This is a genomic window from Actibacterium ureilyticum (genome assembly GCF_002285435.1).
Taxonomy (GTDB): Bacteria; Pseudomonadota; Alphaproteobacteria; order Rhodobacterales; family Rhodobacteraceae; genus Actibacterium_C; species Actibacterium_C ureilyticum.
In genome coordinates, this window is sequence record NZ_NSBT01000026.1 from 437,932 (window position 1) to 460,892 (window position 22,961).

Consider the following 22,961-nt stretch of genomic DNA (forward strand, 5'->3'; position numbering starts at 1 on the left):
AAGGCAGACATTGGACCTCCGGTTTCGTCTTCTGGTTGCACCGGATTCGCGACAGAATTGGGGAACGGATCGGGCCATTCGGCGAATATCGTGGCAGCAGCGTGGCAAAAGCCGCGTGCGACCTGGCAAAGGGCAGGGGGCGGCGATGGACAGCACCCTGATCGCCTATGTCGCGGTGACACTTCTGGCGCTGGTGAAGCTGGCCGACTGGATCGCGCCCTATCACGATCTGTCGGTCGAAGGGTGCCGGATCACGTATGTCTATGACGGCGACACGGTGGAACTGACCTGCCCGGGCCGGACCGAAACTGCGCGGCTTTCGGGGTTCGACACGCCCGAAACCAAATCGCCCGGCTGCGCAGCCGAGGCCGCGCTGGGCGCCCGCGCGACCGAGCGTCTGCGCGCGCTGGTCAGGGGCCGCGTCACCCTGGACGGACAGGGGCGCGAGAAATACGGCCGCCTGCTTGTGCGCATCACGGCAGATGGCCGCGATGTGGGCGACACGCTGATCGGCGAGGGGTTGGCCGTGCGCTACACCGGCGGCACCCGCGTCGATTGGTGCGATCGGTTGGGGGTGGAATGATGGCGGGCAGGGCGCGTCTGACAGACATATTCACCATTCCGCCCAAAGACGAAGGCGGGCCTTGTACGGTCTTGTCTCTGGATCGCCTGACTGCGGTGCCGAAGGTGGGCGATGTGCTTACGTTCGGCCCGTTTCAGGCCGTAGTCGCGGCGACCGACAGGCAGCGCACGCGGTCCTGTCTGACCGGTTGCAAACTGGATGGTCTTGGAAGCATAGCTGTGCTGGTCGACACGCCGGCGGACGAAATCCGCAAAGCCAACGCCGGCGATCGTCTGACGGTCACATGGGGCGCAGACACCCCGCGCTGGTTTGAGGCGATTGAAAACCCGCCCGCGTTCCACCGCCTGAACACCGACTGGAACGCGCATCCCAACGCACCCGATGTGCAGATACACGCGGACGACGCCGCGCTGTACGTCCGGTTTCGACCGAACGCCTATATGTACCGGGCCTATTCCGGGACAGCTTGGGTCACGCTGCGATTTGCCGACTGCAGCCGCTATCGCCAGACTCCGATCAATGATCATGGCTGGTATGGCGGCAAATGCCGGTTCAGCGGGGCGGGGCTGGATTGGGGCGAGTTTTACGAGATCACCGGCGAGACTGCGGATGCGCGCGATCCGACACCTTGGGTCCATGTGGCCGGGCAGGGGACGCGGCACTTTCATTTCTATTTCCGGGACGACGCGCTGGAGGTGAAAGCGCGCGACTGGTCGATCACAAGGGAAGAGGCGGATGTTTGACAAGATCCTGATTGCGAACCGGGGCGAGATCGCCTGCCGGGTGATGGCCACGGCCCGCCGGATGGGCGTGGCGACGGTGGCGGTCTATTCCGATGCCGATGCGGGGGCGGCCCATGTGGCGATGGCCGATCAGGCGGTGCATATCGGGGCCGCGCCTGTGGGTGAAAGCTACCTTCTGGGCGACCGGATCATCCAGGCGGCGCTGGACACGGGCGCGCAGGCGATCCATCCCGGCTATGGCTTCCTGTCGGAAAACCCTGATTTCGTCGATGCGGTGACCGCCGCCGGGCTGGTCTTCATCGGGCCGCCTGCCGACGCGATCCGCGCCATGGGGCTGAAAGACGCGGCCAAGGCGCTGATGGAACAGGCCGGCGTGCCGGTCGTGCCGGGCTATCACGGCGCCGAACAGAACGCCGATTTCCTGGCCGGAGAGGCCGACGCCATCGGATACCCGGTGCTGATCAAGGCCCGCGCGGGCGGCGGTGGCAAGGGGATGCGGCTGGTCGAAAGCCCCGCCGATTTCAAGGCCGCGCTTGAGGGCGCACAGCGCGAGGGCGCGGCCAGTTTCGGCGACCCCGCCTGTCTGATCGAGAAATACATCACCCAGCCGCGCCACGTGGAAATCCAGGTCTTTGGCGATGCCCATGGCAATGTGGTCCACCTGTTCGAGCGGGACTGTTCCCTGCAACGCCGCCACCAGAAGGTGATCGAGGAAGCGCCCGCGCCCGACATGCCGCCCGAGGTGCGCGCCGCCATGGGCCGCGCGGCGGTCGAGGCCGCCAAGGCCATCGGCTATCAGGGCGCCGGGACGGTCGAATTCATCGCCGATGGCGCGCGCGGGCTGCGCGCCGAAGGGTTCTGGTTCATGGAGATGAACACGCGGCTTCAGGTCGAACACCCGGTGACCGAGGCGATCACCGGCCTCGATCTGGTCGAACTGCAACTGCGCGTCGCGGCGGGGGCGCCGCTGCCCTTTGCGCAGGATGACCTGACCTTCACCGGCCATGCGTTCGAGGCGCGCATCTATGCCGAGGATGTGCCCAAGGGCTTTCTGCCCGCGACCGGCACGCTGGATCACCTGGCCTTTCCCGCTGGCGTGACCTTCGCCAACGGGCCGGTGCGGATCGATGCGGGCGTGCGGCCGGGCGATACGATCACCCCCTATTACGACCCGATGATTGCCAAGCTGATCGTGCACGGGGCTGATCGGCCTACCGCGCTGGCGGGTCTGCGCCGGGCGCTGGCCGAATGCCACGTGGCGGGATCGACCACCAATGTGGCCTTTCTGTCGGCGCTGGCCGCGCATCAGAGGTTCAATGCGGGGCAGGTCGATACCGGCCTGATCGCGCGCGATCTGGAGACGTTGACCGACGCGCCCGAACCGACGGCGGTGCAGGTCGCCATCGCCGCCTGTGCGGCGCTGAACCTGCACCGCGCGCCGCGCGCAACCGATCCCTGGGCGCGGGTGGATGGCTGGCATCAATGGTCGCCGCTGCGCCATCGGGTGACGTTGGATCACGCCGGGGCGATGCTGGTCCGCGATGTCACCGTGACCGGGCCGGGACAGGTCGTCGTGGCCGATGCCGAAACCGGCGATACCGTCGCGCTGCACGTCAGCCCCGATGGGGAAACCGGCCTGCGGATCGACGGTCCGGGCGGGCTGTCCCGCGTCGATCTGGTGCGGCACGGGGCGCGGATCACGCTGTTCGACGGGCCGCAGGCGCATGTCTTTGCCGTGCCCGACCCGCTGGATGGCGGGGCCGAGGGCGACGCCGGGGGCGATGCGGTCATCGCGCCGATGCCGGGGCAGGTCAAGGTCGTCGCCGCCACCGCCGGTCAGGCGGTCACCAAGGGCGATCCGCTGCTGGTGCTGGAGGCGATGAAGATGGAACACACCCTGACCGCGCCGCGCGACGGCACCGTGGCCGAGGTGCTGACCGAACCCAATGCCCAGGTGAGCGATGGTGCGGTTCTGTTGCGCCTTGAACCGGAAGAGGCGTGATCAGCCGGGATCGCTGAAGTCCGTCAGGACCGTGACAAAGGGATAGGCCGCCAGCGCCTTGCACAGGGTCTGCGCCACCAGCCGCAGCCGCGTGTTCATCGCGCTGCGGCGGGGATAGACCAGATGGATATCCTTGGACGTGACCCGGTATTCGGGCAGCACCTGTACCAGCGTGCCGTCCTGCAGCTGATCCTCGACCATCAGCCGGGGCGCGCGGGTCAGCCCGGCACCGCGCAGCACCGCCTGTTTCAACAGCTCGGGGCTGTCGGTGATCAGGCCCACGGGGATCGCGACCTCGGTCGTGGTGCCGTCCTTTTCCAGCGGGATGCGGGCGACATTGGTGTGTTCGTTGATATGGATGAACTTGAACCGCGCCAGGTCGTCGGGGCAGGTCGGGGCGCCCTGTTGGTCCAGATAGCCGGGCGCGGCGAACAGGATCGTGTCCAACGTTGCAATTTTTCGTGATATCCCGTCGGTATCGCCCAGAACGCCGGTCCGCACCGCCAGATCGTAATTCTCGCGCACGACATCGACGCGGCGGTCCTCGATCTTGATGACCAGATCCAGCTCGGGATAGCTGTGGTTCAGATCGACCAGCGCGGGTCCCACGATCATCCGGCCCAGGAAATTGCTGACGCTGATCCGCATCGTGCCGTGCAGTGATCCGCTAAGCGCGTCGATCTCATCCAGTAGACTTTTGTAATTGTTCAGGATTTTCTGCGCGTGCTGATACACGATCTGGCCGGAATCGGTGGTGCGCACGCCCTGCGGGCTGCGGCGCAGAAGCTCTTGGTCGAACAGGCTTTCCAGCGCCTTGATCTGCTGGCTGACCGCCGATTGCGTCACGCCTGCGGCGCGGCCGGCCTTGTTCAGGCTGCCGGTATCGACGGCGGCGACAAAGGTTTCAAGCGCGTTCATGCGGTCCATGGCTGGCCCCCGATTGCGGATATTAGATGTTCTTATATCAGGTATCACGATTGCTTGGCTTTTCCAGCCCGTTTTTCCCGGCAATATCCGGAACACGCACATTTTCCCCGTGCTCCCGCAACAGGAGATCAAAATGACACTTTCCCGCAGACATTTTCTGACCGCCGGCGCCAGCCTGCCGCTGGCCGGTCTTCTTGGCGCCAGCACCGCCCGGGCCAAGGCGCCGCTGGCCGGCGTTCAGACCGCCGGCATCCACCGCACCCTTGTGGGCCAGGCCGAGGTGACCGCGCTGCTTGACGGCTATGTGGATGTGGCCACGCAACTTCTGTCGCGGTTCGACAGTGACGAGGTTGACGCGGCGTTTTCCAGTAATGGCTACAAGACATTGGACAAGGGGCTGAGGATCCCGGTCAACGGATATCTGATCAACACCGGCGACCGGCTGGTGCTGCTGGATACCGGCGCGGCGTCGCTGTTCGGGCCGACGCTGGGCAGCCTGGCGGCCAACCTGAAAGCCGCTGGCGTGGCGCCCGCCGATATCGACCTGGTGGTGCTGACGCACCTGCATGTCGACCATGTGGGCGGGCTGCTGGACGGGTCCGGCCAGGCGATGTTCCCCAATGCCGAGCTGGTCGTGGCGCAGACCGAATGGGATTTCTGGCATGACGACGCGATGATGGCCGCGGCGGGCGAAGGCGCAGCGGCGTTCTTTCAGGCCGCGCGCAACACCACCGCGCCCTATGCCAACCGGCTGAAACTGTTCGATGGCGAGGTCGATCTGGGCGCGGGTCTGTCGACCATGCCCCTGCCGGGGCACACGCCGGGCCATACCGGATACCTGCTGTCCTCGGGCGACGACGCGCTGCTGTTCTGGGGCGATGTGATCCATCTGACCGGGCTGCAATTCACCCATCCCGAGATCACCATCGCGTTCGACACCGATCCGGCCATGGTCAAGCAGACCCGCGCGCGGATGCTGGACATGGCTGCCGCCGACGGGCTGTCGGTCACCGGTGCGCATCTGGATTTCCCCGGCTTCGGTCAGGTGATGCGCGCAGGCGATGCATACCGGTTCCAACAGGCCCCGTGGCGCTTCACGCTCTGACCGCCGCAGGGCACGGGGCAGGGGCGGTCAGGCGCCCCTGTTCCCGGCCCCGGTGCCTGTCGTGAAAACATCACGAAAACTTCGCGCGGCGGCAAATGAGCTGTCGCGCGACTCGCCTAGCTCCGCCCTGCAAACACCCAACAGCGGAGCATTTCCATGCCAATCAAGATTTCCCGCCGTCAGGCACTGGCCGGTTCGGCCGCCATCGCCTCGTCGCTTTTCATGCCGGGCCTCAGCCGTGCCGCCAGCCGCCCCGTGCTGACCCATGGCGTCCAGTCGGGCGATGTCGCCCATGACGGCGCCGTCATCTGGGCGCGTGCCGACCGCGAGGCTGACATGATGGTCGAATGGGCCACCACCGAAAGCTTCGCCAACCCGCACAAGGTGCAATCGCTGAGCGTGGGACAGGCGACCGATTACACCGGCAAGATGGCGCTTTCCGGCCTGCCGTCGGATCAGGACATCTTTTTCCGCGTTACCATGAACGATCTGGGCGACGGCACCGCGTCGGAGCCTGTCACCGGGCATTTCCGCACCGCGCCGGGCGGCTTGCGCGATATCAGCTTCGTCTGGTCGGGCGACACCGCCGGTCAGGGCTGGGGCATCGACGAGGATCGCGGCGGCATGACCACCTATGCCGCGATGGCCGGGCACAACCCCGATTTCATGATCCATTCCGGCGACACGATCTATGCCGACGGCCCGCTGCAGCCCGAGGTCGAACTGAAAGACGGCTCGATCTGGAAAAACGTGATGGTCGAGGAAAAGACCAAGGTCGCCGAGACGCTGCAGGAATACCGCGCGCAGTATCTCTATAACATGCTGGACAAGAACGTGCGTGCCTTCAACGCCGCCGTGCCGGTGTTGTACCAGTGGGACGATCACGAGGTCACCAACAACTGGTATCCCGACGAGATGCTGTCGGCCGATGACCGCTATACCGAGAAATCGGCGCGCAAGCTTTTTGCCCGCTCGGCCCGCGCCTTCCACGAGATGTACCCGATCCGCGCCAACCTGACCGAGCCGAACCGGGTCTATCGCAAGGTCGCCTATGGCCCGCTGCTGGACATGTTCTTCATCGACATGCGGACCTATCGCGGCGACAATTCGGCCAATGACCAGCCCGAGGGCGCGGCGTTTCTGGGGGCCGAACAGCTGGCGTGGCTGAAGCGGGAACTGACCGCCTCGACCGCCACGTGGAAGGTCATCGCCGCCGACATGCCCATTGGCATGATTGTGCGCGACGGCGACAGCGCGTTCGAAAACATGGCCAATGGCGATGGCCCGGTGCTGGGGCGCGAGTTCGACATTGCCGAGCTTCTGTCCTTTATCAAACACGCGGGCGTCACCAACACCGTCTGGCTGACGGCGGATGTGCACTATACCGCCGCCCATCACTACAGCCCCGATCGCGCGCAGTTCCAGGATTTCGACCCGTTCTGGGAATTCGTGTCGGGCCCGCTGCACGCCGGCACGTTCGGCCCGAACGATTACGACAACACCTTCGGCCCCGAGGTCGTGTTCGCCAAGCACCCGACCGACGCGATGGGCGTGAACCTGCCGCCGTCGGACGGCTATCAGTTCTTTGGCAAGGTCGACATCGCCGCAGATACCGGCGTGATGACCGTCAGCCTGATGGACAGCGCCGATGCGGTCCTGTGGTCGACCGAGATCGAACCGGCCTGATCCCGCAAACCCGCGCCGTGCCCCGTGCCGGGGCGCGGCGTCATTCGACCGGGGTGCCGAACAGGGTGATCGCCAGACCCAGCGCGCCCAACGCGGCGAACAGCACCGTCTTGGCGGTGTCCCCCTCGGCCCGCGCGGTCAGCGCGGCGATCCCCGATTGCAGCGCGTAATAGAACGCAAACGCGCGCGAGGCATAGTTGATGATCGCGAACACATCCGCCTGCCATGTCAGCGCAACGCCGATCCCCATCAGAACGGCATAGGCCACGCGTTCGCTGATCCGCTTGTGGCTCAGTTCCCTGATCAGCCCGCCCGCGCCGCCGGTATCGGCCACCGCGGCGCTGAACTGTGCGCTGAGCGCGGCGGCCACCAACAGGCCGGGCAGCACCGGCGCCACGATCTGCATCACCTGGATGATCGCGGTCTCGGTCAGGGCGAAGCTGTCACGCTCGAACGCATAGGCGATCAGCAGGATATAGGTCATGTAGATCGCCGTGGACAGAAATTGCGCCAGCCGCATCGCGGTGATCCGCAGCGGCGCGGGATAGCTCGCGCCCAGATAACGCGCGGTCTCGAACCCCTGTACGGTGACGATCAGGCCAAAGCCCAGCGTCAGCGCGGCGATGCCGGTGGTCTGGGGCGTGTTGATCACCGGCCCGCCATCGGTGACACGCGCCGCCATGTGCCAGCCCAGCCCGACCAACAGGCCCGCGATGATCGACAGCTTCAGCCCGACCGAGACCTCCTCCAGCCGTTCCAGCGCGCGGAACCCGTGGGTCCAGCCCACCGCCAGCAGCAGCGCAAAGACCGCGCTGGTCAGCAGCCGGGCGTGGAACTGATCGTCGACCGCGGTCAGGCTGACGCCGAACGCGCCGAAAAGGTTCAGGTAATAGGCGACCGAGATCACATAGGCCAGCGCCAGCGCCCAGGACGCCGCGCGTTCCAGATGCCGCACCGGGGCGGGGCGCGCGGCCTCGCCCATCCGGTCGATGGCGGCGATGTTGTAGCGGATCGCGCCGCCGAACCCATAGGCCACAAGGCACAGGCCCGCCATCGCCAGCGGGGCATAGACCCCATAGGCCTGTTCCAGGATCGGCCCCAGCACCAGGAACCCGCTGCCGATGATCGAGGCCAGCGGCGTGACCGTCGCCCGCCACAGCGGCGCCCCCGACAGGCGCGGCCACATCAGCACCGCGCCCACCGCCAGCGCCGCCAGCAGGATCGCCGCGTTCAGCATCGGCGCGTCAGCGGCTCAATGCGTCCAGCACACGCGCCCAGCTGCGGATGCCCTTGTGAAAGCTTTCCAGGTCGTATTTCTCGTTCGGGGAATGGATCTGGTCATCGTCCTTGCCGAAGCCGATCAGCATCGCATCGACGCCCAGGATATTCTTGAAATAACCCGCAATCGGGATCGACCCGCCACAGCCGACATAGGCCGCCGCATCGGGCCATTCATCGCTGAGCGCGCCGCGCGCCTTTTCGAACGCGGGGTCGGTGATCGACATCTGCCCGGCGGGCGAGGCGCCGTGGGGCCTGAATTCGACCTTGCAATCTTCGGGCAGCAGGCTGGTGAAATAGGCGCGGAAGCTTTCGCGCAGCTTGTGCGGGTCCTGTTGGCCGACCAGGCGGAAGCTGATCTTGGCATGGGCCTGGCTGGGCAGCACGGTCTTGAACCCGTCGCCGGTATAGCCCGACCACATGCCATTGACCTCACAGGTGGGGCGCGACCAGATCATCTCCAGCGGGGTGCGGCCGGCCTCGCCCGCGGGGATGGACAGGCCGACATCGCCCAGGAAGCGCCCTGCGTCGAAATTCAGCGCCTGCCATTGATCGGCGATGGCGGGGTCCAGTTCCGGCACGTCATCGTAAAAGCCCGGCACGGTAATCCGCCCCTGATCGTCATGCAGCGCCGCAATCGCGCGCGCCAGCGCCCGGGCGGGGTTCATCGCCAGGCCGCCATACATGCCCGAATGCAGGTCCTTGCTGGGGCCGGTGACGGTGATCTCCTCGCCCAGCAAGCCGCGCAGCATGGTCACGATGGCGGGCGTGCGGCTTTCGAACAGGCCGGTGTCGCAGATCAGCGCGATGTCGGATGTCAGCTCTTCGGCGTTTTCCTTCATGAAGGGGACAAGGGACGGGGAGCCGGATTCTTCTTCCCCCTCGAAAAACAACGAGATTCTGGCGGGCAGGGTGCCATGCACCGCCTTCCAGGCGCGGCAGGCCTCGACAAAGGTCATCAGCTGCCCCTTGTCATCCGAGGCACCGCGCGCGCGGATCACCTTGCCGTTCGGGGTTTCCTCGATGGCCGGGTCGAACGGGTCGCGATCCCACAGGTCCAGGGGATCGACCGGCTGCACGTCGTAATGGCCATAGAACATCACATGCGGGCCCGGGCCGTCGGCATGGGCGATCACCATCGGATGGCCCGGCGTGCGGCGCTTGGATGCGTCGAACCCCATATCCGCCAGATCCGCCACCAGCCAGTCCGCCGCCGTCTCGCAATCGCCCGCGAAGGCGGGGTCGGTGGAAATCGACGGGATGCGCAGCAGCTCGCACAGCCGTTCGGTCGCGGCGGGCAGGTCGGCATCGATTTGGGCAAGTACGGCGTCGAGACTCATCTGGGGCTCCTTTTGAACTTGCGGGGACGGTAGCAGCCCAGACCGCCCTGTCCAGTGGGGGTGGCGGGAATCCGGACAGGGCGCTAGAACATGCGCAAATCCGTTGTGAGAGGTGTCATGAAACCGCTGATTTTCCTGGGAAGCCTGTTGTTGATGGGCACGGGCGCGCTTGCCCAGCCGCTGTCGGGCAAGGCGGCCGCCAAGCAGATGTTCAAACCCGGCACGGCCGAGGTCGCGGTCACCGACACCGACGTGCTGTCCGATGCCGACCGCGCGATCCTGGAACAGATCGCCCAGGCGCAACCCTATTACGGCGCGGTGGCGATTGCCCCGGACGAGGGGCTGGCATCCGAGGCATCGGTGGCGGCGGCGAATTTCCACGATGTCGACGCGGCGGCGGCCTTCGCGTTGCAGGGCTGCAATGCGCGGCGCAAGGCCAAGGGGCGGCCCTGTGTCGTGGTGGCCCAGATCCGGCCCAAGGGCTGGCAGGCGCGCCCGCTGCAGCTGAGCACCGATGCGACGACGGCGCTGGCCAAATCGTACCGCAAGGCGGGCAAGACCCGCGCGCTGGCGATTTCACCCACGACCGGGAAATGGGCCATCGCGGGCGGGGCGGATGCCGGCGCACAGGCGGTGGCAAGCTGCGCCGCACAGGCCGGGGCGGGCGATTGCGCGGTGGTGGTGGCCGATTAGGCCCGGCAAACTTGCGCGAAATCAAATAAACCGCCCGCCTGATGCGTTATCACATCGAAACCGCCCACCGTGGCGCGACAAGATGTGGCAGCATTTTCCGTTTTCTTGGCGCCGCATTTGGTGCAAAACACGGAAACGCGGGATTAACAGGACTTTTGCACGGTTGCCCCAAGACGCGCCGGTGTGAGAGAATGGAGTTAGGAAACGCATGTCGGCCCGTCCGCCATGCATACCCAAATGGGAGAGCCGGGGTGGATTACACAGCGGGACTGGATGCAGCACTGAACCGTCTTCACGAAGAGGGGCGCTATCGCACCTTCATCGATATCGAACGGCGCAACGGGGCCTTCCCGCATGCGGTCTGGACGCGGCCCGACGGCACCGAACAGGACATCACCGTGTGGTGCGGCAACGATTATCTGGGCATGGGGCAGCACCCCGTCGTCCTGGCCGCCATGCACGAGGCGCTGGACGCCACCGGCGCGGGATCGGGCGGCACGCGCAACATCTCGGGCACCACGGTTTACCACAAGCGGCTCGAGGCCGAGCTGGCCGACCTGCACGGGAAAGAGGCCGCGCTGCTGTTCACCAGCGCCTATATCGCCAATGACGCAACGCTCAGCACCCTGCCCAAGCTGTTTCCCGGCCTGATCATCTATTCCGACGAGCTGAACCATGCCTCGATGATCGAAGGCATCCGCCGCAATGGCGGGGCCAAGCGGATCTTCCGGCACAACGATCTGGATCACCTGCGTGAACTGCTTCAGGCCGACGATCCCGCCGCGCCGAAGCTGATCGCGTTCGAATCGATCTATTCCATGGATGGCGATTTCGGCCCGATCGAGGCGTTCTGCGATCTGGCCGACGAATTCGGCGCGCTGACCTATATCGACGAGGTTCACGCCGTGGGCATGTACGGCCCCCGCGGCGCGGGTGTGGCCGAACGTGACCGGCTGATGCACCGCATCGACATGATCAACGGCACCCTGGCCAAGGCCTATGGTGTGATGGGTGGCTATGTCGCCGCCAGCGCGAAAATGTGTGACGCCATCAGGTCTTATGCGCCGGGCTTCATCTTTACCACATCGCTGCCGCCAGCGGTGGCGGCGGGGGCTGCGGCGTCGGTCCGGCACCTGAAGACCGATCAGGGCCTGCGCGACCAGCAACAGACCCAGGCGCGTATCCTGAAGCTGCGGCTCAAGGGGATGGGCCTGCCGATCATCGACCACGGCAGCCATATCGTCCCGGTGATCGTGGGCGATCCGGTGCATACCAAGCAGCTGTCGGACATGCTGCTGGATGGCTATGGCATCTATGTCCAGCCGATCAATTTCCCCACCGTGCCCCGCGGGACAGAGCGTCTGCGCTTCACCCCGTCGCCGGTGCACGGGCCGGATGAAATGGACCGTCTGGTGAACGCCATGGACGCGCTTTGGTCGCATTGTGCGCTGAATCGTGCTGAACTTTCCGCCTGATACGCGGACGGGTGCAATTTCCACAGCCCTATGTTAATAAAGTCTCGGTGAGTGCTGCGTTATAAAGAATCGCTCACTTTTGTGGTGGGGACAACAACCGTGATGCTTGGGGCAGAGCAATGATCGGGCGCAAACAGCCGCCTGTCGAGGCGGAGAATTCAGAAGAACCGCGCGGGTTCGACTCGTTTGAGTTGCGCCTGGGCGATATCATGCGCGGCGAGCGTGCCACCTTGGGCAAGTCGCTGCTGGATGTGCAGCGCGAGCTGAAGATCAAGGCCACCTATATCGCCGCCATCGAAAACGCCGATCCGACCGCGTTCGAGACACCCGGTTTCGTTGCGGGCTATGTGCGGTCCTATGCCCGGTATCTGGGGCTGGACCCGGAATGGGCCTATCAGCAATTCTGCCGCGAGGGGCAGTTTGCCACCGTGCACGGCATGTCGCCGGTGGCCTCGGGGCCCAAGGCCGCGGCCAAATCGCAGAAACCCGCCGGGAAATCCGGTGATCCGCTGGTCAATCCCAATATCAGCTTCGTGCCGCAGGGCGAGGCGCTGCTGGCGCGTATCCAGCCCGGTGCGATCGGCTCGTCGCTGGTGCTGGTCGCGCTGATGGGCGCGCTGGGCTATGGCGGTTGGTCGGCGCTGAAGGAAATTCAGAAGGTGCGCATGGCGCCCATCGAACAGGCCCCCGATGTGGTGGCCGAGCTTGACCCGCTGAACCAGGCCACCGCGCCAGTGGCCGAGGACGCGTCGGGCACCAACCTGGTCGCCGCCGCCACGCCCGAGGCGCTGGACCGGCTCTATCGCCCGCAGGCGCTGGATGTGCCCGTGCTCGAGGCGCGCGATGGCCCGATCTCGGTCCTGCGTCCCGAAACCGTGGGCATCTTGGCCCCGCCGCCGCAACCGGCCCGGCCCGTGCAGACCGCCGAGTTGGACCCGGTCGAGGTCGAGGCAGCCGAAAGCCCGGTCAGGGTGCTGGCCGATGCCGCGCCCGAGGTTGTGGTTTTCGCCCTGCGCCCGGCCTGGGTTCGGGTGCGCAGCGCCGATGGCACGGTGCTGTTCGAAAAGATCCTGGATGCGGGCGAAAGCTATGTCGTGCCCGCGACCGAGGAACCGCCGATCCTGCGGGCGGGCAATTCCGGCTCGGTCTATTTCGCGGTGAATGGCGAAACCTATGGCCCCGCCGCGCCGGGCGCGCAGGTGGTCAAGAACGTGACCCTGGCGGCCGACAGCCTGAAACAGGGGTACACCGTGGCCGACCTGACCGCCGATCAGGATCTGGCCACCGCCGTGGCCGAGCTTCAGGCGCAATGGACGCAGCCCCCCACCGAATAATCCGCGCCCGCGCGTTGTCAGCGGCGCCGGGCTGGATTATCTAGCGGGGGAACCTTCTGACAACCGGGCCGAACCCATGTCGCACAATCCCGTCCGCCCCTGGCGCAATATCGACCGCCGCAAAAGCCGCATGATCCATGTGGGCAATGTGCCCGTGGGCGGGGATGCGCCGATCTCTGTCCAGACGATGACCAACACGGTCACCACCGATATCGCCGCCACCATCGCCCAGGTTCAGGCCTGCGCCGAGGCGGGCGCCGATATCGTCCGCGTCTCGGTTCCGGACGAGGCCAGCGCCAAGGCGCTGAAAGAGATCGTCGCCGAAAGCCCGGTGCCCATCGTCGCCGACATCCATTTCCATTACCGCCGCGGGATCGAGGCGGCTGAGGCCGGCGCTGCCTGCCTGCGGATCAACCCCGGCAATATCGGCAGCCCCGAGCGCGTGCGCGAGGTCATCGCCGCGGCCCGCGATCATGGCTGTTCGATCCGCATCGGCGTGAACGCGGGCAGCCTGGAAAAGCACCTGCTGGAGAAATACGGCGAGCCGTGCCCCGAGGCGATGATCGAAAGCGGTCTGGATCACATCCGCATCCTGGAAGACAACGATTTCCACGAATACAAGATCAGCGTGAAAGCGTCCGACGTGTTCCTGTCGGCGGCCGCCTATCAGGGCCTGGCCGAGGCGACGGATGCCCCGATCCACCTTGGCATTACCGAGGCCGGGGGCCTGACATCGGGCACGATCAAATCCGCGATCGGGCTGGGCAACCTGCTGTGGATGGGCATCGGCGACACGATCCGCGTCAGCCTGTCCGCCGACCCGGTGGAAGAGGTCAAGGTCGGCTACGAGATCCTGAAATCCCTGGGCCTGCGCCATCGCGGCGTGAATATCATCTCGTGCCCCTCCTGCGCGCGGCAGGGGTTCGACGTGATCAAGACGGTCGAGGCGCTGGAAAAACGGCTGGAACACATCAAGACGCCCATGAGCCTCAGCATCATCGGCTGCGTCGTGAATGGCCCCGGCGAGGCGCTGATGACCGATGTCGGCTTCACCGGCGGCGGCGCGGGGTCCGGCATGGTCTATCTGGCGGGCAAGGCCAGCCACAAGATGTCGAACGACCAGATGATCGACCACATCGTCTCGGAGGTCGAAAAGAAAGCCGCCCAGATCGATGCGGAAACCGCGGCGGAAGCGGCGGAGTAGGGCCGCCTTACCGAACTGGCAGGCCCATCTCTTTCAAGTGCCTGAACTTGGTCTCTGCGGCCCAGGGTCTGAAGATGGACATCAACGTCAAGGGGCGTCTGCGATCCGGCAGACGCAGCAGGATTTCATTCTGCTCGCTGTCGTATTTCAGTTCGACGGCCTCGATCTGGTCAAACCGGTATTCCACAGAGCGCGAGTTGCGCCAGGGTAGATCATACCGAACCGTCAAGATCCGGCGTTCCGGATCGATGTGGACGACATGATCCGGTTTCAGAAGCGCGGTATACAGCCCGGCGATGACAAGTGTGCCTGTGACGCCAACACACAGGCTCAATATGACGAAATACCCAAACAGGTCGCCAATTCGGGTCATGTCCCCCTGAAGAACAGACATGAAAAGTTCGTGGGCATCGGGGCTAAACAGGTCCAAGAACGAACCCAGGACCATCCCCGTCAACGCCACGAACGGCAGCGTCAGAACAATCAGGACCCTGTGCCGGAGCTTCAGTTCGGTTCTGAACTTGAAAGTATTTTCGTGACTTGTACCCATCGCCCGATAAGTGACGCACGTTTTTATGACGATTTTTGGGCCGTCGATCGTGTTGAAGGTCGATTATTATCGCGCCTCGACGCGGGTGTTCGGGTCCCGGCGGCGCCCTTCGCCGCGCCGGGCCGATATCTTCCGCTCAGTTCGTCCGAACCTCTTCGACCACTTCGCGCATGCCCGCCAGCGGCAGGTAGCCGCGCAGCATCTGGTCCTGCACCACGAAGGTCGGCGTGCCGGAGATGCGCATGCGTTGTCCCAGCGCGTGGTTTTCGGCGATCACGGCGTCGACGGCGGGGTCGGCCATCTGGGCGATGATGGCGGCGCCGTCCAGCCCGTGCTTGTTGGCCAGCTTCTCCAGATTGTTGGGGTTGGGGCGCCCGCGCAGGGTGATCAGCTCGTCATGGACGGTCTTATAGGCCGCGTCGCCCGCCAGTTGCTTGGTGGCGATGGCGAAGCGGGACGAGATCGTGGAATCCTCGCCCAGGATCGGGAACTCCTTGACGATCAGGCGGATATTGCCGTCGCTTGCGACCAGCTCGGCGACCTCGTCATGGGCCTTGCGGCAATAGCCGCAGCGATAGTCGATGAACTCCACGATGGTCACGTCGCCATCCGGATTGCCGCCGACCCAGGAATGGCCGTCGCTGAACAAATCGTCGGTATTGGCCTTGACCAGCGACAGATCCTCGACCGCTTCGGCATCGGCCTCGCGCTGTTGCAGCACGGCGATGGCCTCTTGCAGGACCTCGGGGTTTTCCAGCAGATAGGCCCGCACCTCGTCGCGGAAGGCCTGGCGTTCGGCATCGGTCATGGCGCCGGGATCGAAGGCGGCGGCGGGCAGGGCCAGGGCGGTGGCGCATAGCGCGCCGGTCAGGGTTTTGCGAAACATCCGATTCATCTCCGTTTTTGCGCGACCTTGGCCGCAGCTAACACATCCTGGGCGCGGTTCCACCCGGCAGATCCGCGCGGCAGCAGCCCCGCGGCGCGTTTGGCATGGACGGCGGCATCGCCAAGCCGCCCGTTCAGGGCATAGCGTTCCGATGTCACAAGCGAGGCCATGCCGTTCTGTCCGGCCCGCGCATAGGCGACCGCCAGATCGCGCAGCAGGCTGGGGTCATAGGGGTCACGCGCCCGCGCCTGGGTCAGCGCCGCCAGCGCCCGGCGGTCGCCATCCTTGGTCTTCAGCGCCAAGAGCGCCCGGCCATAGCCCGCGGCGATCAGCGGCTCGGACGGGGCCAGGTTGACGGCCCGGCCATAGGCATTGACGGCGGCGCCGAAATTGCGCGATTCCAGCAGGATCTGGCCCTTCAGCTCGTGCACGAACGGGTCCTGCGGGCGTTTGGCCAGCAAACGGTCGATCTCGCGCAGGGCGGCGTCGGTATCGGGGCGGCGGTGATAGGCGACGGCGCGGCGCATCAGCGCGATGTCCGAGGTGTCGGATTTGCCGACCTTGCGCAGGGTCTGGGCCGGGTTGCGCAGGAACGCCTCGAGCTTGCCGCGCGCGCGGGCGAACCAGTAATCCTCGGACGCGCGGTCGCCGCCCCGGGCGGCCTGACCGGCGGCAAAACCCTTGACCGCGCGCAACCGGTCATTGGTCAGCGGGTGGGTGCGGACATAGGGGTCCTGGCGGCCCGCCGACAGCGCCTCTTGCCCGCGGAACAGGTCCAGCACCTCGACCATCGCCTCGGGCGGGATATTGGCGCGCGCCATATAGCGCAGGCCGGCCTGATCGGCCGAGCTTTCCTCGGCCCGGGTATGGGCGAAGAACAGGCGCTGCGCGCTGGAGGACGAGCCGATGGCCAGACCGGCGGCGGCCTTGGAATTGCCGGTCGCGGCGACGGCCGCCGACAGCAGCACCCCCAGCGCGGCGGCCGATCCGGTGTTGCGCAGATTGGCACGGCGGCGGGTGATGTGACCATTGGCGATATGGGCCATCTCGTGCGCCATCACCGCCTGCAATTGGGCCGAGCTGGTCATTTTCAGCACCAATCCGGAATGCAGAAAGATCGTCTGGTTGTCGACGACAAAGGCGTTCAGGCTGCTGTCGTTCAGCACCAGCACGCGCATACGGTTGGCGTTCAGCCCCGCCGCGGTGGCGATGGGCGCGGCCAGACGGCGCAGGGCGCTTTCGATCTCGGCGTCGCGGATCAGGGTCTGTGCCTGGGCCTGAAACGCGCCCAGCAACAGCACCACCACCAGCGCCAGACGACGCAGGGGGGGCAGGCATCCACCGGCCATTGACGTCCCGCCGCCACGCTGAAACAAAGCCCTCATTGCGCGCAGTCTGGGAGAGTTGGATGCGGAGTTCAAGGCGGAGCGAGGTTGATGCCTTCATTGTGATGGATGTGATGGAGGCCGCGCGCCGCGCCGAGGCCGCTGGCCGCCACATCATCCACATGGAGGTCGGACAGCCCGGAACCCCTGCGCCACAAGGCGCGCGCGATGCCGTGGCGGCCGCCATGGCGGGCGATCCGCTGGGCTATACCGTTGCACTTGGACTGCCGGAACTGCGGGCGCGGATTGCGCGGCTTTATGCCGATTGGTACGGCGTCGATCTGAACCCCGAACGGGTGGTGGTCACGGCGGGGTCGTCGGCGGGGTTCCTGCTGGCCTTTGCCGCGCTTTTCGACACCGGCGACCGGGTGGGGATCGGCGCGCCGGGCTATCCGTCTTATCGCCAGATCCTGAAGTCGCAGGATCTGCGCCCGGTGATGATCGAATGCAGCGATGCGCACCGGTTGCAGCCGGTGCCCGCCGATCTGCCCGGGGATCTGGCCGGGCTGATGGTCGCCTCGCCCGCGAACCCGTCGGGCACCATGCTGGACAAACCCGCGCTGGCCGCGCTGATCGACGCCTGCGCGGCGCAGGGCACCGCGTTCATCAGTGACGAGATCTATCACGGCATCGAATACGAGCGCAAAGCCGTGACCGCGCTGGAAATCAGCGACGATGTCTACGTGATCAACTCGTTTTCCAAGTATTTCAGCATGACCGGCTGGCGCATCGGCTGGATGGTCGTGCCCGAAGACCATGTGCGACGGATCGAACGGCTGGCGCAGAACATGTTCATCTGCCCGCCCCATGTCAGCCAGGTGGCCGCGCTGGCCGCGCTGGATTGCGACGCGGAATTGCAGGGCAACATGGATGTCTATCGCCGCAACCGGGCGCTGATGCTGGCGGGGTTGCCCAAGGCGGGCTTCACCCGGATCGCGCCGCCTGACGGGGCGTTTTATGTCTATGCCGATGTGTCGGACCTGACCGATGACAGCCGCGCCTTTGCGGCCGAGATTCTGGAGCACGCCGGGGTGGCGGTGACGCCGGGGCTGGATTTCGACCCCGAACGCGGGGCCGGGACGCTGCGCTTTTCCTATGCCCGCGCGACCGAGGATATCGTCGAGGGGCTGGCGCGGCTGGCGCGGTTCATGTCCGCCCGCGCGGCCTGAGCCGCGCCTGTTCAACCGCGCGCGGCTGGGCTATCTTCGCGGCAAAACCACATACGGGCGCGACATGAGCAGTCTGATCCGCATCTTCCTGATACTGGCCTGTCTGGCGCTGCGTCCGGCCGGGGCCGAGGAGCTTTCTGCGCTGGCCCGCGTGTCGCCCGACAGCCCCGGCGTGACCGAGATCCGGCGCGGCGGCGTGCAGGTCGATCTGGATCTGAGCCAGCCCGTGCCCTATCGCCTGCGGCTGGTGGACGACCCCGCCCGGCTGGTGGTCGATTTCAACGAGGCCAACTGGTCCGGCATCCGTCCCGCCGCGCTTCTGCACACCGACCGGATCGCGGCCATCGCCACCGGCGCGGTGCGGCCCGGCTGGTCGCGGATGGTGCTGGAACTGGCCCAGCCGATGGTGGTGACCAGCAGCACCATGGGGCGCGATCCCGGCGACAACACGGCGCGGCTGACGCTGGTGCTGGCGCCGGTCGACGCGGCGGAATTCGCCCGCCGCATCAGCCCGGCGGAAAAGGCGCTTTGGGCGCTGCCCGATGCGGCAGAGCTGAGCCAGCCGCGCACGCGCCAGGACGGCACCCGCCCGCTGCGCGTGGTACTGGACCCCGGCCATGGCGGCATCGATCCGGGCGCGGAACAGGGCGGCCTGCGCGAGGCCGATCTGATGCTGCGTTTCGCGCGCGAGCTGCGCGACGAGCTGCGCCGCGCGGGGATGGAGGTGGTCCTGACACGCGACGCTGATTACTTCGTCCCGCTCGAGGCGCGGATTTCCATCGCGCATGCCGCCGATGCCGACCTGATGCTGTCGCTGCATGCCGACAGCCTGACCGAGGGGCAGGCCAGCGGCGCCACGATCTATACCCTGTCTGACAAGGCCTCGGACGCGGCCTCGGCCCGGTTGGCGGAACGCCATGACCGACAGGAGCTTCTGGCAGGCGTGGACCTGAGCGGCCAGGACGATGTGATCGCGGGCGTGCTGATGGACCTTGCGCGGCTGGATACCGCGCCGCGATCGGATGCGCTGGCCGATGCGCTGGCGGCCGGGCTGAAATCCGAGATCGGCCGCATGCACAAGCGCCCGCGCCAGCGCGCCGGGTTTTCGGTGCTGAAGGCGCCGGATTTCCCATCCGTCCTGATCGAGCTGGGCTTTCTGTCCAGCCCGCGCGATCTGGAAAACATCGCCTCGGCCGCGTGGCGGGGGCGGGCGGCGCGCGGCATTCGGGTGGCGCTGGAACGCTGGGCCATCGACGACGCGGCGCAGGCCGATCTGCTCAGACAGTAGGCGCGCGTCGGGCCAGCCAGACCGAATGGCCGTTGCAGGTGGGATCGCGCGGGGTGAAGCTGATCAGCTCGAACCCGTGCTTTTCCAGCAGCCCGCGATATTCGCGCGGATCCAGGCTGGCGTGATAGACCGGCTTGCCCGCCACCTGGCCCACGGGCGTGCCCGCCGCATCGCCGGTGGTGAACATCAGCACCGCACGCGGTGCGGCATGGGCGGCAAAGACCGGGAACATCGCCACCTGATCGTCGGGCGACAGGTGGAAAAAGCTGTTCCAGGCGATGACCGCATCGAATTCGCGGTTCAGCGACAGCCCGCGCATATCGGCAAAGATCGCCTCGGCCCGTGGCAGGTTTTCGGCAAAAAGCTCGATCATCGCGGCCGCGCCATCCACGCCCGTCACGCTGGCGCGCCGGTCGCTCAGATAGCGCGCAATCGGCAGGCCGGGGCCACAGCCCAGATCCAGCACCCGCCGCCCCGGCGCATGGGCCAGCAGCCGGTCCAGCCAGGCGCGTTCGAACAGGGTCTTGTCCCGGCTGCGGGCGAATTCGCGCGCGACCTGGTCGTATGTGGCAAGGATGTCTTCTGGCTGCATGCGGCATCGCTAGCCGCGTGCCGGGGCCGCCGCAAGCGGTTAATTTCGCACCCCCCGTGCAGGCGGCGCATTTTGGCCGATGCGATTGATCACGGCTTTTGACCCGGGGCAGCGCGCACCCTATATAGAGCGCATCCAAATGCGGGGGCGTCGCGTGACCAGGTTCATTTTGTCGTTTTTCGGAACGGTGTTCAGCTTTCTGACCATCGGGGCCGTTCTGGCCGCCATCGCCATTGGCGCGGTGTTCTGGATCTATGGCCGGGATCTGCCCGATCACGAGGAACTGGCGCGCTATGCGCCCAAGACGATCAGCCGCATCTATTCCGGCGAGGGGCAGGTGATCGACGAATTCGCCAATGAACGCCGCCTTTACACCCCCCCCGACGAGATCCCCGATCTTGTGAAACAGGCCTTCATTTCGGCCGAGGACAAGAATTTCTATTCCCACGCGGGCTACGATCCGCGCGGCATGATCGCCGCCGCCCTGGACGCGATCAAGAGCCGGGGCGAGAACCTGCGCGGGGCCTCGACCATCACCCAGCAGGTGATGAAGAACTTCCTGCTCAGCTCGGACCGCACGGGCGAGCGCAAGATCAAGGAACTGATTCTGGCCGCGCGGGTGGAAAAGGCGCTGAGCAAGGACGAGATCCTGGCGCTTTACCTGAACGAGATCTTCCTGGGCCAGAACTCCTATGGCGTGGCTGCGGCGGCGCAGACCTATTTCAACAAGACGCTCTATGAGCTGAACATCGAAGAGGCCGCCTATCTTGCGGTCCTGCCCAAGGCGCCGTCGACCTACCACCCGGTCCGCGCGCAGGCCCGGGCGCTGGACCGCCGCGCCTTCGTGCTGCGCGAGATGCTGGAAAACGGCTTCATCACCCGCGAAGAATACGACGCGGCCAAGGACGCGCCGCTGCGCACGGTGCAGAACGGCGATTATCCCAGCTATAAATCGACCCTGCCGCCGCGCAGCTATTTCACCGACGAGATCCGCCGCCAGCTGAGCCGCGATTTCGGCGAGGACGAGTTCTTTGACGGCGGCCTTGCGATTCGCGCGACCATCGACCGCGCGCTTCAGGAAGAGGCCGCCGCGTCGCTGCGCGAAGGGCTGGAAAGCTTCGACCGGGGGCAGGGCGTCTGGCGCGGCACCGGCAAGACCATCCCGGCCGAGGCGCTGGCCGACGAGGACAGCTGGCGCAGCGCCCTGGGCAATGTCCGCGTGGCGCGCGATATCGCCCGCTGGCATCCCGCCGTGGTGCTGGAACTGTCCAAGGGACACGCGCGCATCGGGATCGAGGGCGTGGCCGAGGATGAAGACGGCCACTGGATCCCGCCCAATGACGTGACCTGGGCGCGCAAGCGGCTGGAGGACGGCAAGCTTGGCCCGCGCGCCAAGGGCGCCGAGGACCTGCTGGAGGTCGGCGATGTGGTGCATGTGCGCCAGATGACCCGTGACGACGATGGCAGCTTCATCCGCTGGACCCTGCGGCAGGTGCCCCAGGTTCAGGGCGGCTTCATGGCGATGGATGTGAATTCGGGCCGGGTTCTGGCGATGCAGGGCGGGTTCTCGTACCAGCATTCGGTGTTCAACCGCGCCACCCAGGCCACGCGGCAGCCGGGGTCGAGCTTCAAGCCCTTCGTTTATGCCGCGGCGCTGGATTCGGGCTTTACGCCGGCCACCATCGTGATCGACGCCCCGATCGAGGTTGAGACGGGCGAGGGGATCTGGCGGCCCAAGAACGCGTCGAACCAGTTTTATGGCCCGACGCCGCTGCGGACGGGCATCGAACGGTCGCGGAACCTGATGACCGTGCGGCTGGCCCAGGAAATCGGCATGGACACGGTCGCGGGCTATGCCGAGGAATTCGGCGTCTATGACCGAATGAACCCGTTCCTGTCGAACGCGCTCGGCAGCCAGGAAACCACGCTGTTCAAGATGGTCGCGGCCTATGCGATGTTTGCCAATGGCGGCGAGCGGGTCGAGCCCACGCTGGTCGACCGGGTGCAGGACCGCTGGGGCGGCACCGTCTATCGCCATGACCGGCGCCAATGCGTCGATTGCGATGCCGACAGCCTGCCTGCCGGGCAGGGGCTGAAGATCGTCAATGACCGCGAACGGGTGATCAACGCCATCACCGCCTATCAGCTGACATCGATGATGCGCGGCGTGGTCGAACGCGGCACGGCGTCGAAATACGTCAATCTGCCGGTGCCCACCGCGGGCAAGACCGGCACCACCAACGACGCCAAGGATGTGTGGTTCGTGGGCTTTACCAGCAATATCGTGACGGGCTGCTATATCGGCTATGACCAGCCGCGCACGCTGGGGCGCGGTGCCTCGGGCGGGGGGATGTGCGGCCCGGTCTTCAACCGGTTCATGAACGCGGCGGTCAAGACCCATGGCGGTGGCGAATTCCGCATTCCGCCGGGCGGCCACTTCATCAAGATCGACCGCTATTCCGGCGCCCGCCTGCCCAATGACGCCTCCGGCGATCACGTGGTGGCGGAGTATTTCCGCGACGGCGAAGAGCCGATCTTTGGCCTGGGCGCGCTGATCGACGGCGGTTTTGCCATGGGCGCCAACCTGCCGCTCTTTGGCCGTGGCGAAAGCGACGAGGGTACGACCGTCACCACCTCGACCGGGAAAAAGGCCACCGTGGGGCCCAAGGCCAGCTTCGGCACGCTCAGTTCCGGCGGTCTTTACTGACCTTGCCCGTCCCC

19 protein-coding genes are annotated in these 22,961 nt (G+C 66.1%); 12 read left to right on the forward strand and 7 right to left on the reverse strand.

What is annotated here, in order from left to right; genetic code table 11:
- The first annotated feature begins 145 nt into the window (after nucleotides 1-145).
- The 3 genes from CLM60_RS10805 (at nucleotide 146) to CLM60_RS10815 (ending at nucleotide 3,328) form a co-directional block, all read left to right on the forward strand.
- Complete coding sequence (locus tag CLM60_RS10805; RefSeq protein WP_176473856.1) at nucleotides 146-583, forward strand: thermonuclease family protein; 438 nt, start codon at nucleotides 146-148, stop codon at nucleotides 581-583.
- A gap of 104 nt (nucleotides 584-687) precedes the next feature.
- Nucleotides 688-1,326, forward strand: coding sequence for a hypothetical protein (locus CLM60_RS10810; RefSeq protein WP_141246494.1), 639 nt, complete (start codon nucleotides 688-690; stop codon nucleotides 1,324-1,326).
- Complete coding sequence (locus CLM60_RS10815) at nucleotides 1,319-3,328, forward strand: acetyl/propionyl/methylcrotonyl-CoA carboxylase subunit alpha (protein WP_095589151.1); 2,010 nt, start codon at nucleotides 1,319-1,321, stop codon at nucleotides 3,326-3,328. Before CLM60_RS10810 ends, CLM60_RS10815 begins: the two co-directional genes overlap by 8 nt.
- Here CLM60_RS10815 and CLM60_RS10820 read toward each other — a convergent pair whose 3' ends face one another.
- Entirely contained in the window at nucleotides 3,329-4,255 is a 927-nt protein-coding gene (locus CLM60_RS10820; protein WP_176473857.1) for a LysR family transcriptional regulator, read from the reverse strand.
- A 133-nt stretch (nucleotides 4,256-4,388) separates the two neighbouring features.
- Between CLM60_RS10820 and CLM60_RS10825 the strand changes: the two genes are divergently transcribed.
- Together CLM60_RS10825 and CLM60_RS10830 are read left to right on the forward strand one after the other, a co-directional pair.
- Nucleotides 4,389-5,360: an MBL fold metallo-hydrolase gene (locus tag CLM60_RS10825; protein WP_095589153.1), complete on the forward strand. Its 972-nt coding sequence runs from the start codon at nucleotides 4,389-4,391 to the stop codon at nucleotides 5,358-5,360.
- A gap of 156 nt (nucleotides 5,361-5,516) precedes the next feature.
- On the forward strand, nucleotides 5,517-7,046 hold the full coding sequence (locus CLM60_RS10830; RefSeq protein WP_095589154.1) for an alkaline phosphatase D family protein: 1,530 nt from the start codon (nucleotides 5,517-5,519) through the stop codon (nucleotides 7,044-7,046).
- A gap of 40 nt (nucleotides 7,047-7,086) precedes the next feature.
- Here the strand turns inward: CLM60_RS10830 and CLM60_RS10835 are convergent, their stop codons facing one another.
- Together CLM60_RS10835 and CLM60_RS10840 are read right to left on the reverse strand one after the other, a co-directional pair.
- Nucleotides 7,087-8,283 (reverse strand): APC family permease, encoded by a 1,197-nt coding sequence (locus CLM60_RS10835; RefSeq protein ID WP_095589155.1) that lies wholly within the window; start codon nucleotides 8,281-8,283, stop codon nucleotides 7,087-7,089.
- 7 nt (nucleotides 8,284-8,290) lie between these two features.
- Entirely contained in the window at nucleotides 8,291-9,664 is a 1,374-nt protein-coding gene (locus CLM60_RS10840) for a M20/M25/M40 family metallo-hydrolase (protein WP_095589156.1), read from the reverse strand.
- A gap of 117 nt (nucleotides 9,665-9,781) precedes the next feature.
- Between CLM60_RS10840 and CLM60_RS10845 the strand changes: the two genes are divergently transcribed.
- The 4 genes from CLM60_RS10845 (at nucleotide 9,782) to ispG (ending at nucleotide 14,370) form a co-directional block, all read left to right on the forward strand.
- The gene (locus CLM60_RS10845) at nucleotides 9,782-10,357 is read left to right on the forward strand and encodes a 5-aminolevulic acid synthase (RefSeq protein WP_095589157.1); all 576 of its coding nucleotides are present in this window, start codon (nucleotides 9,782-9,784) and stop codon (nucleotides 10,355-10,357) included.
- 251 nt (nucleotides 10,358-10,608) lie between these two features.
- Entirely contained in the window at nucleotides 10,609-11,832 is a 1,224-nt protein-coding gene (gene hemA / locus CLM60_RS10850; protein WP_095589158.1) for a 5-aminolevulinate synthase, read from the forward strand.
- Nucleotides 11,833-11,951: 119 nt separating this feature from the next.
- On the forward strand, nucleotides 11,952-13,166 hold the full coding sequence (locus CLM60_RS10855) for a helix-turn-helix domain-containing protein (protein ID WP_095589159.1): 1,215 nt from the start codon (nucleotides 11,952-11,954) through the stop codon (nucleotides 13,164-13,166).
- A 76-nt stretch (nucleotides 13,167-13,242) separates the two neighbouring features.
- Nucleotides 13,243-14,370 (forward strand): flavodoxin-dependent (E)-4-hydroxy-3-methylbut-2-enyl-diphosphate synthase, encoded by a 1,128-nt coding sequence (ispG, locus tag CLM60_RS10860; RefSeq protein ID WP_095589160.1) that lies wholly within the window; start codon nucleotides 13,243-13,245, stop codon nucleotides 14,368-14,370.
- 7 nt (nucleotides 14,371-14,377) lie between these two features.
- Here ispG and CLM60_RS10865 read toward each other — a convergent pair whose 3' ends face one another.
- From CLM60_RS10865 to CLM60_RS10875, 3 genes are all read right to left on the reverse strand, one after another.
- Entirely contained in the window at nucleotides 14,378-14,764 is a 387-nt protein-coding gene (locus tag CLM60_RS10865; protein ID WP_141246495.1) for a hypothetical protein, read from the reverse strand.
- A 292-nt stretch (nucleotides 14,765-15,056) separates the two neighbouring features.
- Nucleotides 15,057-15,806, reverse strand: coding sequence for a DsbA family protein (locus CLM60_RS10870; RefSeq protein ID WP_095589353.1), 750 nt, complete (start codon nucleotides 15,804-15,806; stop codon nucleotides 15,057-15,059).
- A 5-nt stretch (nucleotides 15,807-15,811) separates the two neighbouring features.
- Entirely contained in the window at nucleotides 15,812-17,155 is a 1,344-nt protein-coding gene (locus tag CLM60_RS10875; protein WP_095589162.1) for a M48 family metalloprotease, read from the reverse strand.
- A 59-nt stretch (nucleotides 17,156-17,214) separates the two neighbouring features.
- Here CLM60_RS10875 and CLM60_RS10880 point away from each other — a divergent pair, with 59 nt between their 5' ends.
- Both CLM60_RS10880 and CLM60_RS10885 read left to right on the forward strand, forming a co-directional pair.
- The gene (locus tag CLM60_RS10880) at nucleotides 17,215-18,360 is read left to right on the forward strand and encodes a pyridoxal phosphate-dependent aminotransferase (RefSeq protein ID WP_095589163.1); all 1,146 of its coding nucleotides are present in this window, start codon (nucleotides 17,215-17,217) and stop codon (nucleotides 18,358-18,360) included.
- 64 nt (nucleotides 18,361-18,424) lie between these two features.
- Nucleotides 18,425-19,648 (forward strand): N-acetylmuramoyl-L-alanine amidase, encoded by a 1,224-nt coding sequence (locus CLM60_RS10885; protein WP_095589164.1) that lies wholly within the window; start codon nucleotides 18,425-18,427, stop codon nucleotides 19,646-19,648.
- Here the strand turns inward: CLM60_RS10885 and CLM60_RS10890 are convergent.
- Nucleotides 19,638-20,240: a class I SAM-dependent methyltransferase gene (locus CLM60_RS10890; protein WP_095589165.1), complete on the reverse strand. Its 603-nt coding sequence runs from the start codon at nucleotides 20,238-20,240 to the stop codon at nucleotides 19,638-19,640. The genes CLM60_RS10885 and CLM60_RS10890 overlap by 11 nt on opposite strands.
- A 154-nt stretch (nucleotides 20,241-20,394) precedes the next feature.
- On the opposite strand from CLM60_RS10890, the gene CLM60_RS10895 reads away from it, so the two are divergent.
- Nucleotides 20,395-22,947 carry a penicillin-binding protein 1A gene (locus CLM60_RS10895; protein WP_095589354.1) on the forward strand — a complete coding sequence of 851 codons (2,553 nt, stop codon included), beginning with the start codon at nucleotides 20,395-20,397 and terminating at the stop codon, nucleotides 22,945-22,947.
- Nucleotides 22,948-22,961: the final 14 nt, after the last annotated feature.